Source organism: Streptomyces sp. NPDC039424 (genome assembly GCF_055639495.1).
On sequence record NZ_JBVKAI010000013.1, the window covers coordinates 160,204 to 172,654 of the forward strand.

The following is a 12,451-nucleotide window of genomic DNA, read 5'->3' on the forward strand; positions in this document are numbered from 1 at the left end:
CCGCACCGAGGACCGCACCGGGTATGAGCGGACCGCGTTCAAGCACTGGGTTGATGTCGACAAGGACGGCTGCAACACCCGTGCCGAGGTCCTCAAGGCCGAGGCGGTGAGCGCACCAGTGCAGGGCGCGCGGTGTGCGCTGAGCGGCGGCTCCTGGTACTCGCCCTATGACGACCGCTATATCGAGGGCTCGTCGGGGTTGGACATCGACCACCTGGTCCCGCTCGCCGAGAACCTGGGACTCCGGCGCCTCCGATTGGAGCCATCGGAGCGGGAGGCCTACGCCAACGACCCGGGCGACGACCGCGCCCTGATCGCTGTGTCTGCCGCCTCGAACCGGTCCAAGGCGGACCAGGATCCAACGACTTGGCTCCCGCCGGCCCCCGGGTACCGTTGCCAGTACGCCACCGACTGGGTCGCCGACAAGACACGCTGGGGCCTGAGCATCGACTCCTCCGAGCAGGCGGCGCTCACTGATGTGCTCGCCGGCTGCCCCAACGCGCCCGTCACCGTCACCCTGGCCCGCTGACACGGCCGACAACCGCTGCCCCGGCGCCTCCCGGCACCGGGCGCCGCGCTCGGCCGGGCACGACGCGGCGGCCTCGCCCCGGTCCTGCCCCCACACGACCCGTCGGGCCTGTCAGCCCGATCCGGCTTGGTCTCTCCGGACCGCGCGCAGGCATTGTCAGTGCCAACGACGATGATGAGCACATGACGACGATGCAGAATCTTGGGCTGACCTGGACAGACGTCGACGGAAGGGCGCAGGCTTCCGCAATCGCCTATGACAAGGTCAGCGGTGAGCGGCGCAAGGCAGCCCTCGAGGCCAGCGGGAACACCGACGTCCGGCTGGTTCCGGTCAAGCCTGGCGAGCTTCCTGAGCCGCAACGCTGACTCTAACCGGCAGGCCGACGGCTCCGCTTGGCCTTACGGCCCGCGATCGCCAGCCAGCTCTGCGGGCAGGACGACGGCATTGTCTGCGAGCGCGCTGGCACGGCAAAGCCAGTGCCGGGCCAGATCACATCCGACTCATGGGCGGAGCGGCGATGGGATAGGTGACGCGCTTCGACGTGCCGACGCGGGAGGTCGGCGGGCGGTCCAGATCCACAATCGTGGGCTTGGGCTAGGTTCTGCAACACGGCGAGCTCGTCGCCGAGCACTCCGAGCGGCGGGTCGAGGCGGCCGTTGGGTGAACGGGCACCAATCTGTGGGAGCGGTGCTACGTTGGCGAGCGCTGGCACCGCACCGGACGCAGACGTTCAAGCAGATGCTGATGGAGGCGCGGTCGCCGTCGTCGGACACGCTCTCGGCCTGGGATATCGCCGCTGTTCCCGGCACCGCGGCCTGCCTCTTGGGCGAGGGCGCCGCAGCAGACTGGTCCGCGGTCCACCTCCGCACCCTCCACGCCTCCGAAGCAACCTCCGCCGCCTACAGCGCCGCCATGGTCATAGGACGCCTCTTCGGTGACCGCTTGAACGCTCACGTCGGCCCCACTGTCGTTGCCCGAGCAGGTGCCGCACTCGCAGCAACAGGACTCGGCGCCGGCCTCCTCAGCGACTCACCCCCGGCCGCCCTCATCGGCTGGATGGCGCTCGGCCTCGGCCTGTCCACAGCCGTGCCATCCCTGATCAGCGCCGCAGGACGCGGAGGCCCCCGAGCCGTCGGCCACGTCGCTGCAACCGGCCGCTACGAGGCGACCGTGCTGGTCGCGGCCATCAATGAATGGCTGTGACCTGCACTGTGGCGGGGACCTCGCGAGGCTGGGACGAGCTCGGGGCTGGTGACACATCACTCGATTCCGAGGGGTCCGATGCCCAGGTCCTCACGCATGAGGCGACGCATCTGCGCCATAGCCTTGCGCCGCCGCTCTATCAGGGGCGCGTCGTCCGCGGAGCCGACAGCCACTCCACGGGCATAGGCGTCGCGGATCGCGCGCAGGCGGTGGAACGCCTCGTTCCCCGCCTCCACGACCTGCGGGGGGCCCACGAGCCAGAGGCGTTCGCTCGCCGTGTAGATGCCGGTGCCGCGCACGGCTTCCCGCACCGCCGCGTCGCGTGCCGACTCGGACATGTGATCGCCCAAGGCGACGGCCCGTATCTCCTCACCCGCGGCTTTGAGGGCGGAAACATACTCCGTGTAGACCTCGCGCCGTACTTCCAGAGCGTGCCTGGCTTCCTCCCGCCGCCACCGGTTGCGATCGGCGAGCAGAGTGGCTGCGATGCCGATGACGGCACCGGTCAGTGTGGAGAGCAGGGGCGTCCAGTCCATGTGTCGCAGCTTGTCGAAACCGGTGCGCTGGCACCAGTGCTTTCGCTACGCATGGCTGTGACCAGCACTTTCGAAACACGCCCTAGGACCTGAGGCCCCCGTAAACGGCTTGGTTGACGCCCCCAGGACCGTCGGAGTACAGCAGCGAAGTACAGCAACCCCACCGACCGGCGCTGACCGTCTTTGCCCCTAGTCAGGTGCCCCACCAGCCCAGGAGACCTCAGCGACCACCATGCCCGTAGTTCGCTTCGAGGGGGCCAGGGGTTTAAATCCCCTCAGGTCCAGCCGACCACGGTCTCACCGACTCCAGGCTGGGATCGAGGCTCGTAGGCCCTGCGTGGCCGCGGCCGGCGTACGCACTCCTGCCAGGTGGCGGCCCGCGCGTACTTGCCACGGTGCACCGGTTCAGGCCCAGCTGGCCGGCCGCGGCGTTGAGCGAGCGGCCGGAGTCGGCCACCGCGTGCACCGCCTCGACGAGGTTCTTCGCGTGGCGGCGGGCTGGGCCGGCCTGGTCGATGATGCCGCCGGACCCGGCGGCAGGGCCGGTTCGGGCTCGAGAACTGCGGTCGGCAAGCAGCCGCAGTGAGCGGCAGCGACATCCCCGGCCCGCTTCGACAGGCCCTGCCACAGATGGATGACGTCGAGGAATGCCTCGACCGCGCGCACCGGATCACCAGGGTGCGCCGTCAGCGCCTGCGCGTACTGTGCGCCGTAGATCGCCGCGTAGCGGTCGAGGCACTGGCGGAACAGGGCGTCCTTGGTGCCGAAGGTGCCCTAGAGGGAGCCGCGGCCGAGACCGGTGGCGGACCCGGGGGCGTCGAGTAAGGAGTCCGCGTAGCCGCGCTGCCAGAACAGCAGCGGAGTCTGGAAGACGGCTCGACGGTTGTCGAGCTGCATGACGAAGACGGGGTACCGGTCGAGGTCATTGCGGGATTCCTGCGGTTCCTCAAGGCCCGGGACTGTTTCTCACCGAGGCTCGGCGTGGGGCGGTGCGGGGATCCGGCGATGAACGTCCTCGAACAGGTCCCGCATCGCCATGTGGAAGATCTCGGCCTGGTGTTCGCCGACAAAGGTGGTGTGTCCGAAGACTTCCAGGACGACCATGCCGTGCATGTGCCCCCATGCGCTGACGAGGAGGGCGGCCGCAGGAGGCGGCAGGGTGTCCGGGCCGTGCGGAAACAAGCGTTCCAGATCCGCCTCGAGGGCTGACGAGAGGACCCGGGTGTCGGCCGCGGCCAGTTGTGACGTGGTGAACCCGCCGAACATCTCGCGCTGGAAGACCTCGCTCATCCGGCGCATCGCCTGAGTGGTCGGGCCCTCGGCCGGTGCCTCGTAGTGCCGCAACGGCGCCCCGTACAGCATCTGGAATCGCTCGGCGTGGGTAACGGCCCATCGGCGGTAGCCCTCGGCGGCGGCCATGAACCGAAGAGCAGCCGGTTCGTCCGCCATCGTGTCGACAGCCGCTGTCACGGCGTCGGCCAGGTCCTCGTACGCCTTGGCGACGAGGACCGTGACGAGGGCGTCCCGGTTCGGGAAATAGTGGTAGAGCCCCTGCACGGTCATACCGAGGCTACGGGCGACCGCTCTCAGGGACAGGGCGTGCAGCCCGTGCTCGGCGAGGTGCTTCTCGGCGGCGGCCACGATCTCCTGGGTGGCGACGGCCCGGCGTCGCTGGCGCAGGGATGGCGGGACCGTCGCGGACGCGTCTGCGGACATGCGGCGATCCTATGGTGCCGATCCGACGGGGTCTCAGAAACCTACGACTTTCTGAATACCTAGCAGTGTCAGGTAAATCTCCTCCTGCTCAAGAGCCGATCGTCTGAGTAGCGTCGTCTCCTGGCGATGAAGAGCGCGACACCGTGCCCCCTCTGGCGGGGCGATGGAGCTCTGCGCCGCACTGCGTCGGCCCATGCCCGCCCAGCCCCTCGTCTTGCCCAGAAGAAGCTTCGAAGGAGATTATCCGTGTTCGAACGTATGGCCGGATTGGCGATTCGCCGATCCCGGCTGGTCCTGGTCGTCGCCGCCCTGGCCGTGGCCCTTATGGGGGTCGTGGGAGCGGGCGCCTTCGACAAGCTGAAGGGGGGTGGCTTCGATGACCCGGCCTCTCCCTCCACCCGGGCATCGAAGGTCATCGACGAGAAGTTCGGCGGCGAGACCGACCTCGTTCTGCTGGTCGGCTCCCCCGCCGGCCGCATCGACACCCCCGCCTCCCGAGAGACCGGCCAAGCCCTGGTGGCCGAGCTCAAGAAGGACAAGCGGCTCAGCAACGTCGTTTCGTACTGGGAAACGAGCAGCCCCGACCTGCTCTCCAAGGACGGCCGCGAAGCCATGGTGCTCGCCCACGTGAGAGGCGACGCCACCCAGCAGCGGGAATTCGCCAAGGGGATCCTCGACACCTACAGCGGCACCTACAGGAACACCCTCACCGTCCAGGCCGGAGGGGGTGCCGCCGTGGGCGCAAACCTGTCGAACCAGGTGGTCGAGGATCTGATCCTCGCCGAAGGGATCGCCATACCGCTGACTCTCGTACTGCTCCTGTTCGTCTTCGGCAGTGTGGTCGCGGCCCTGCTGCCGCTGATCATCGCGCTGATCGCCATCATGGGATCGTTCGCCCAGCTCTTCCTGCTCGGCAGCGTCACCGATGTCGCCGACACCGCGACCAACCTCACCACCGCCCTGGGCCTGGGACTGGGCATCGACTACGCCCTGCTGATGGTCAGCCGCTTCCGGGAGCAACTCGCGGCCGGGGTGAGCGTGGACGACGCCGTCCGGCGCACCGTGCACACAGCGGGCCGCACCGTCGCCTTCTCCGCCGCGACCGTCGCGGCCGCCCTGGCGGCACTCCTGGTGTTCCCGCAGTACTTCCTGCGCTCGTTCGGCTTCGCCGGAGTCGGCGTCGTCGCGATCGCGGCCCTGAGCACCCTGTTCGCGATGCCGGCCCTGCTGAAGGTTCTGGGGCACCGGGTCAACAGCGGGCGGCTGCCGTGGACGAAGTCGCGGAGCTCCGCCGCCCGCGCACCCCTGTGGGGACGGGTGGCGCGCACCGTCATGCGGAGGCCCGCGCTCACCGCACTGCCCGTCCTCGCGGTGCTGTTCTTTGCGGCGAGCCCGCTGCTGCACATCACCTTCGGCACGCCGGACGAACGCGTGCTGCCCAAGGACGCCGAAAGCCGCCAGGTCTCGCAGGCACTGCGCGAGAAGTTCGGCGGCAGTGAGGACTCGGCCCTCCACATCGCCATCAACCAGCCCGTGGACAAGGCCCCGCTGGCGTCGTACGCGGCCCGACTGGCCGCGCTCGAGGGCGTCGAGCGTGTCGAGACCAGCACGGGAACCTACACCGCGGGCCAGTCCACAGCGACCGGACCGGGCGACCCGGCCCTGGGCCGACCCGACGCACAGCGGATCAGCGTGATGAGCAGCCTGACACCGAAGTCGGACGCGGCCCAGAGCCTGGTCGAGCAGGTGCGCTCGGCCACCCCTCCCCCAGGGGCGCACCCCCTGGTCGGCGGAACGGACGCCGAACTCGTCGACTCCAAGGAATCCATCGGCGACCGGCTCCCCCTGGCCGTGGCCCTGATCGTCGTCACCACCTTCCTGCTGCTCTTCCTGTTCACCGGCAGCATCGTGCAGCCGCTGCGCGCACTGGTCCTGAACCTGATCAGCCTGGGAGCCACCCTCGGCGTGATGACCTGGATCTTCCAGGACGGCAACCTCTCCTCACCGCTCGGCTTCACCGCACAGCCGATGGAGATGACGATGACCGTGCTGATGTTCTGCATCGCCTTCGGCCTCTCGATGGACTACGAGGTCTTCGTCACCAGCAGGATCAAGGAACTCCACGATCAGGGAGCGGACAACGAGACCGCCGTGGGCAACGGACTCGGCCACACCGGAAGCATCGTCAGCGCGGCGGCCTGCCTGCTCGCGGTGAGCTTCTTCGCCTTCGGCACCGCCAAGCTCAGCTTCATGCAGATGTTCGGCCTCGGCAGCGGACTGGCCATCCTCATCGACGCCATCGCCGTACGCGGCGTCCTGGTCCCCGCCGCGATGCGGGTGCTCGGCCGCTCGGCCTGGTACGCGCCCGGCTTCCTGCGCAGACTCCACGGCCGCTACGGCCTGAGTGAGGGCGGACCCGAGCCGACCTCCGCATCCGGACGCGCGGCGGTGGCCCCGGCACCCACGGCGAACTCGACCAGGGCCTGACCAGCAAGCGCCGCCCGGCGCGAGTCCGGTTCCCGTCTGTCCGCGCGCCACCGCAAGGAGGCACAAGGCGGCGAGTGCCTGCCCGGTCGGCCTCGTCGCCTTTGGGTGACTGCACGGCCGGGCTGAAGCCGAGAACCTGCCAATGAAGCGCTTGCGGTCACCGACAGACGATGAGGGCCGGATCATGCAGGGCCACTGGCAAAAACGGCGGCACGTTTCGACACCGCCGAGGCCCGGTACGGGCCCCAGCGGTGTCGGGCGCCAAGTCAGGAAGGTTCCCCCATGAACAGCGACTTGCAGGTGCCGGGGTCGCCGATCGGGCAGAGCGGCAGGCCCTTCTTGACCCACTCGCAGGTCGTCAGCATATGGATGACCGCCCGGTCCACGCTGGGGTTCGCCTCGAAGTCGAAGGCCCGCAGTGATTTCTCGCGGGGGAAGGCGGCGGCCTTGATCCGTCGTTCCGAGCGACGGCTGGCCCGGTCGTCGCACTCGGCCATCAGCAGCTCGGCGAGGAACCCGCGATACGACATCTGATCACGGGCAGCTGCTTCGGCCAGCTCAGGGAACTGGGCTCGGATGGTGGGCAGCCGCAGCATGCGGCATGCCTGGTCGACGGCAGCGTCGGCACGCGGTCGCCGAGCCGGCCGGCGACCCTTGTTCTGTCAGTCCGCGGTGTCGCTTGAACGTCGTCATGGCCTCTCTCCCTCGACGGCGGAACGGTCCGGCCGCCGCGGTCGCAGCAGCTGGTCGTAGGCCGCGACCGACGGCAGCGGCCGGTTGTCGGGCGGCAAGTGGGCCAGCCGCCGTTCGGTCAGGAACGTCACACTCGCCCGGTCCGGCTCCTGATCGGCGACGGGCGGTGCTTCGTCGGCCTCGGCCGCTTTGCGGGCTTCCAGGGCGACCGCGTCCGCGGTCAGGGCGCCGGCCCGCAGGGCGGCGGCAAGCCCGGTCACCAAGTACTCGTGGTGAAGATGCCGGCCCAATAGCAGGACCTCGATCAGTGCCCGGGTCCCGTCCCGGTCGCCGTGGGCCTTGCATTCCGCCGCCCACCACGCGTCATGGACAGGGGTGAACTTGCCCGCCGAGCGGGCCTGTTCCAGCGCAGTCGCGCCAGGGAAGGCGCCGGGCTTACGGACCAGGGCCTCCAGGTAATGGTCCAGCTCCAAGCGGGCCTGCCCCTTGGCGATCAACCGTTCGTGCCGGGCGACTTCCTCGCGTCCGTCGTAGACGACGACCTCGGAGGCGTGCAGCATCACCCGGCCGGTGCGGCCGATCAGCCTCACAGGCACTGAGTAGCGGTTCGTGCGGACGCTGACCTGCGCGTATCGGTCAACCCGCAGGCTGAACAGTCGACCGGTCTCGAACGGCTCGTCCGGCAGCGGCCGCAGCAGCGGGCGTTCGACGGCGAAGTACTCACCGATCGTTCGGGGCCATGACCGGATGCGGCGGTCGTCGTCCTCGGCATCCCACCGCTTCACCATTGCGTCGAGTTCAGCGAGGAGTCGACTTCCGGGACGGGGAGCAGGTGGTTTCGCCGGAACCAGCCGATCTGGCCTTCCACCCCGCCCTTCTCATGGGCACCTTCAAGCCCCGGGCGGCAGTACATACTTTCGATGCAACGGAACGCAGTCCACCGCCCGTTCTCCACCCGCGTTCTCGACAGGCCCAGCACCCGAGGCGACCGGGGCCGCAGGTTGTCATAGCGCACCTTGCCGCAGGGGACGCCGCCCAGCACGCTGAGAGCGTGGACGTGGCCTTCAAAGAACGCCTCCTGGCCGCAGGAGGCGAAGATGCGGTGCACCGCCTTGCCGGAATACGACAGGCGTATCGCGAACAGGAACACCTTCACCTGCTCACCGGCCAGACGGATCGTCACGTCCCCGAAGTCGACCTCGGCCTCCACCCCCCGCAGGTGGGTCTGAAAGCGTTCAGCAGCCCGCGTCCCGCCTCGATCCGTATCTGCGGCCGACGGACTGCGACATAGGCGCGCACCATCGGATGGGTCACCTCCACTGCACCGTGCTCGTCCAGCAGCCGGTCGAAGATCCGCTTGACGGTATGCCGCTGCTCGCGCGGCGCGTCCAGATCCGCCCGCAGCATCTGGTCGATCACCGGCTTGAACGCATCCAGCCGCGTCTTGCGGGGTGTCAGTTGCTTGCGTGGCTCCGGCCAGACGGGACCCCATTGCCGCCTTCACCGTCCGGAAGCCCACCCTGTACTTGCGCTGCACGGCCCGGTTCGACATGCCCGCCCGGACATCACGGCGGATCGCCCCGTGCAGATCGACCTTGGACTTCGGTGGCACCGGCGCCCCCTCACCACGCAGAGCACACCCAGCCTCCCACCGCAAGCACCCAAGTGGTGTCAAAACTCAGCGATATTACTCTCCGTCAACACCGGGCGGTGTCGCCGCCGATCGACAACCGATGTCAGGACTCACCGATAAAGCCAGGGCGGCCGGGGACAACGCGGCCATGGAGTCCTTCTTCAGCCTGCTGCAGAAGAACGTCCTCGATCGCCGGACCTGGGCCACCCGTGAAGAATGCGGATCGCGATCGTGTCCTGGATCGAGAGGACCTACCAGCGGCGCCGCAGACAAGCCGCACTCGGCCGGCTCACACCCGTCGAATTCGAGGCCGTCAGGACCACACCGGCCCTCCAAGCCGCGTGACCGAACCTGTCACCCGAACCTGCATCAGACCCAACGAGCTCCCTCCGTCTATTGGGTGAGCACTTGCTACGCCTCAGGTATGTCTCACACAGCGTGATGTCACAGCTGACAAGACGTGGGATGCGACCTGACGGGCCGTTGGCTGTCACGTTCGCAGCCAGACGTCTCCCTGCAGGTGAGGACGTTCTGGAAGATGCTCTACGAGTCCGCCGCCCGGGCCGATGAGGTGCTGTGCCTGAACGTCGAGGACCTGGACCCGGCGGACAAGAGCGGAAGGATCACGGCCAAGGGCGGGCGACGGAGTGGGTCCACTGGCAGTCCGGCACCGCCCAGCTGCGACCTCGCCTGATCCGCACCCGCGGACCGCTGTCCCTTACTGATCGCTTCAGAATGAAGTGTGTTGTGGGGCTTGGCAGTTGGGCGTTGCGTCGGCAGGATCTGTTGGGTGCCTGCTGATCTTGTGCTCGATGACCTGTGGGAACGCGTGGCTCCGTTGTTGCCACCTCGTCCGCCCAGGCGGTATCGGTATCCCGGGGCGGTTGCCGGCGGATGACCGGGCTGCGCTGAGGGGCATCGTTTACGTGCTCTGTAAGAGCGTGAGCTGGCGGGACGTTCCGGCTGAGCAGGTCGGGTGCAGTGGCGTGACGGCCTGGCGGCGCCTGCGGGACTGGACCGAAGCGGGCGTGTGGCCGCAGCTGCACGAGGTGCTGCTGGCCGAGCTGCGGGCCGCGGACTTGCTGGACATGGACGATGCCGCGATCGACGGCTCGCACGTCCGGGCGCTCAAGGGGGGCTCACACCGGACCTTCGCCGGTCGACCGGGCCCGGCGCGGCAGCAAGCACCACTTGATCGTCGACCGGCACGGCACCCCCTTAGCCGTCTCGCTGACCCGCGGAACCGTCACGACGTGACACAGCTGATGCCTTTGCTGGATGCGATACCTCGCGTCCGCGGCGTTCGAGGCCGGCCTCGCAATCGGCCACGGCGGCTGTTCACCGACCGCGGCTACGACTACGACAAATACCGCCGACTCCTCCGGGCCCGCGGCATCACCGCGAAGATCGCCCGCAAGGGCACAGCCCACGGCTCTGGTCTGGGAAGAACCCGCTGGGTCGTCGAGCGGACCTTCGCCTGGCTCCACCAGTTCAAGAGGCTTCGGATCCGCTACGAGATACGTGCAGACCTTCACCTCGCACTGCTTCAACTCGCCTGCAGCATCATCTGCTTGAGACGCCTCCGAAGCTCATTCTGAAACGATCAGTTAGCCGGGCCTGATCGCCCGCCCACAAGGGGACGACGCTGGTCGCCGCTCCGGCGTCAACCCCCTGCTTCTGCCCCGCCGGGTGCAGCCCCGCTCTAGGCCGCCCGGGCCCGCCGTCGCGGCGGAGCCTGAAAGTTGAGGCCGTGGTGCCGGCGGGACCTGCGGCCAGCAGCGTAGTCATTGGTGTCGGACTGGTCAGAGTGCGCCGACCGCCGACACGTAGGAGTAGGACTGGCTTCGTTCACGTTCAGCAGCAGCGTTTGTCGATGAGTTTCAACGGCAGTTGGCGATCAACGCGCTCGCAGATGTTCACGGGAAATGACGGTGCTGCCGTCAGTTGGGGCGTTCGTGCCGATCACGGTGATGACCGGCATCTCCGGGGAAGCAGACACGGTAATCTCGGGCCATGCCCGAGACATCGGTGGCGCACTTCTACGACGAACTAGCGGATGACTACCACCTGATCTATTCAGACTGGGACGCGAGCATCCGTCGGCAGGGGGGCGCCCTGGACGCTCTGATCGGCCAAGAGCGCGCGGTGGTCCTCGACTGTTCCTGCGGCATCGGTACGCAGGCCATCGGCCTGGCGCTGCGCGGGCACCAGGTCACCGGGACCGACCTCAGCCCCCGCGCCGCCGCCCGCGCTGCCCGTGAGGCCGCCAGCCGGAACCTGAGCCTGCGCACGGCCGCTGCCGATATGCGACGCCTCCCGTTTCCTGACGGCCGGTTCGACACGGTCGTCTGCGCCGACAACTCGCTGCCTCACCTGCTGACAGAGCAGGATGTGCACGCCGCCCTGGCCGAGATGCGCCGCGTGCTGCGTCCCGAGGGCCTGCTGCTGGTCAGCACACGCCACTACGACGACCTGCTTCGCGACCGCCCGGCTTCGACGCCTCCACAAGTCCACAGGAACGTCGACTGCGCCGATGACGAAGAACGAACCGTCAGCTTCCAGCTCTGGCACTGGCATGACGACGGCGAGCACTACGACCTGGAGCACTTCCAGCTCCTTCCGGCAGGCGGAGAATGGCGCGTCCAGGTCCGCCGTACTACTTATTGGGCACTCGGCGGGGACCGGCTGGCTGGCCTCGCGGCCGAGGCCGGGTTTGTCGGCCCCGAGTGGCGGATGCCGCAGGAGACGGGTTTTTTCCAGCCGCTGCTCGTGGCTCGCGCCGGTGAGTAGGTGACTCCATCTCTCGGCGTGGGAGGGCAGGTGTCAGCCAGTCTTGGCGGGTTCCTCAGCGCGTGCTCGGGTGGTGGCGAGGCGGTATGAGTCGGTGCCGGTCTCGATGATGGTGCCGTTGAAGGTGAGGCGGTCGACGATGGCCGCGCAGAGTCGGGGGTCGGTGAAGGTCTTGGTCCAACCGCCGAAAGACTCGTTAGAGGCGATGGCGACGCTGTTCTTCTCCTCGCGTTCGGTCAGGACCTGGAAGAGGAGTTCGGCGCCGCGGCGGTCGAGTTCCATGTAGCCGAGTTCGTCGATGCAGAGCAGGTCGACGCGGCCGTAGCGGGCGATGGTCTTGTTCAGCTGCTTCTCGTCGGCGGCCTTGACCAGTTCGTTCACCAGCTTGGTGGCGAGGGTGTAACGGACGCGGTAGCCCTTCATCGCCGCCTCCGTTCCCAGGGCGATGAGCATGTGGGACTTGCCAGTGCCGGAGTCCCCGATCAGGCAATGCGGCTGGCTCTTCTTGATCCACTCGCAGCTGGCGAGGGTGTGAATGGTAGCGGCGTCGATGTTCGGGTTGGCGTCGAAGTCGAACGCCCGAAGCGACTTCTCCCGCGGGAAGCCAGCCGCCTTGATCGTAACTCCGCCAGAACACCGCCGGTTCGCGCACACCACACGGACAGCCCAGCCACCGCCGCGGACATCGCAGCGGTGAACGTCGACATGGCCACCGACACGCCATCGGCGCAACCTCAGATGAGCTGGGTACGTCCGGCGACCGCTCTAGCCTGAGGCGCATGGCCTTGAGCACCGATGAACGCGCACTGCTGACGCTGATTGCCAAGTCCCCCGAGCCGGTAGTGATGTCCGACTTCTTCCACG

General features: G+C 68.2%; 11 protein-coding genes and 4 pseudogenes. 9 read left to right on the forward strand and 6 right to left on the reverse strand.

Annotation, left to right across the window (positions count from 1 at the left end; genetic code table 11):
• Positions 1-106 precede the first annotated feature (106 nt).
• The 3 genes from ACZ7L0_RS29005 to ACZ7L0_RS29015 all read left to right on the forward strand — a co-directional run bounded on the left by ACZ7L0_RS29005 (position 107) and on the right by ACZ7L0_RS29015 (position 1,732).
• Positions 107-529 carry an HNH endonuclease family protein gene (locus ACZ7L0_RS29005; protein ID WP_471245472.1) on the forward strand — a complete coding sequence of 141 codons (423 nt, stop codon included), beginning with the start codon at positions 107-109 and terminating at the stop codon, positions 527-529.
• 182 nt (positions 530-711) lie between these two features.
• A complete protein-coding gene (locus tag ACZ7L0_RS29010; protein ID WP_471245473.1) occupies positions 712-894 on the forward strand; it encodes a hypothetical protein in 183 nt (60 codons plus the stop codon).
• Between the two features lie 373 nt (positions 895-1,267).
• Positions 1,268-1,732, forward strand: coding sequence for a hypothetical protein (locus tag ACZ7L0_RS29015; RefSeq protein WP_471245474.1), 465 nt, complete (start codon positions 1,268-1,270; stop codon positions 1,730-1,732).
• Positions 1,733-1,788: 56 nt separating this feature from the next.
• Here the strand turns inward: ACZ7L0_RS29015 and ACZ7L0_RS29020 are convergent, their stop codons facing one another.
• From ACZ7L0_RS29020 to ACZ7L0_RS29030, 3 genes are all read right to left on the reverse strand, one after another.
• A complete protein-coding gene (locus ACZ7L0_RS29020) occupies positions 1,789-2,268 on the reverse strand; it encodes a hypothetical protein (protein ID WP_471245475.1) in 480 nt (159 codons plus the stop codon).
• 774 nt (positions 2,269-3,042) lie between these two features.
• Complete coding sequence (locus ACZ7L0_RS29025; RefSeq protein WP_471245476.1) at positions 3,043-3,165, reverse strand: hypothetical protein; 123 nt, start codon at positions 3,163-3,165, stop codon at positions 3,043-3,045.
• Positions 3,166-3,234: 69 nt separating this feature from the next.
• On the reverse strand, positions 3,235-3,984 hold the full coding sequence (locus ACZ7L0_RS29030) for a TetR/AcrR family transcriptional regulator (RefSeq protein ID WP_471245477.1): 750 nt from the start codon (positions 3,982-3,984) through the stop codon (positions 3,235-3,237).
• A gap of 246 nt (positions 3,985-4,230) precedes the next feature.
• On the opposite strand from ACZ7L0_RS29030, the gene ACZ7L0_RS29035 reads away from it, so the two are divergent.
• On the forward strand, positions 4,231-6,471 hold the full coding sequence (locus tag ACZ7L0_RS29035) for an MMPL family transporter (protein WP_471245478.1): 2,241 nt from the start codon (positions 4,231-4,233) through the stop codon (positions 6,469-6,471).
• Between the two features lie 290 nt (positions 6,472-6,761).
• On the opposite strand, the pseudogene ACZ7L0_RS29040 reads toward ACZ7L0_RS29035, so the two are convergent.
• Together ACZ7L0_RS29040 and ACZ7L0_RS29045 are read right to left on the reverse strand one after the other, a co-directional pair.
• Positions 6,762-7,164: pseudogene (locus tag ACZ7L0_RS29040) on the reverse strand (ATP-binding protein); the annotation flags it as partial.
• Positions 7,161-8,716: pseudogene (locus tag ACZ7L0_RS29045) on the reverse strand (IS21/IS408/IS1162 family transposase). The pseudogenes ACZ7L0_RS29040 and ACZ7L0_RS29045, both read right to left, overlap by 4 nt.
• 208 nt (positions 8,717-8,924) lie before the next feature.
• On the opposite strand from ACZ7L0_RS29045, the pseudogene ACZ7L0_RS29050 reads away from it, so the two are divergent.
• The 4 genes and pseudogenes from ACZ7L0_RS29050 to ACZ7L0_RS29065 all read left to right on the forward strand — a co-directional run.
• A pseudogene (locus tag ACZ7L0_RS29050) lies at positions 8,925-9,142 on the forward strand (integrase core domain-containing protein); the annotation flags it as partial.
• Positions 9,143-9,335: 193 nt separating this feature from the next.
• Entirely contained in the window at positions 9,336-9,491 is a 156-nt protein-coding gene (locus ACZ7L0_RS29055; protein WP_471245479.1) for a hypothetical protein, read from the forward strand.
• Between the two features lie 118 nt (positions 9,492-9,609).
• Positions 9,610-10,395, forward strand: a complete 786-nt coding sequence (locus tag ACZ7L0_RS29060; protein WP_471245480.1) for an IS5 family transposase — start codon at positions 9,610-9,612, stop codon at positions 10,393-10,395.
• Between the two features lie 415 nt (positions 10,396-10,810).
• Entirely contained in the window at positions 10,811-11,587 is a 777-nt protein-coding gene (locus ACZ7L0_RS29065; protein WP_471245481.1) for a class I SAM-dependent methyltransferase, read from the forward strand.
• A gap of 33 nt (positions 11,588-11,620) precedes the next feature.
• Here ACZ7L0_RS29065 and istB read toward each other — a convergent pair.
• A pseudogene (gene istB / locus ACZ7L0_RS29070) lies at positions 11,621-12,205 on the reverse strand (IS21-like element helper ATPase IstB); the annotation flags it as partial.
• On the opposite strand from istB, the gene ACZ7L0_RS29075 reads away from it, so the two are divergent.
• A complete protein-coding gene (locus ACZ7L0_RS29075) occupies positions 12,138-12,284 on the forward strand; it encodes a DUF2970 domain-containing protein (RefSeq protein WP_471245482.1) in 147 nt (48 codons plus the stop codon). The pseudogene istB and the gene ACZ7L0_RS29075 overlap by 68 nt on opposite strands.
• The last annotated feature ends 167 nt before the right edge of the window (positions 12,285-12,451 follow it).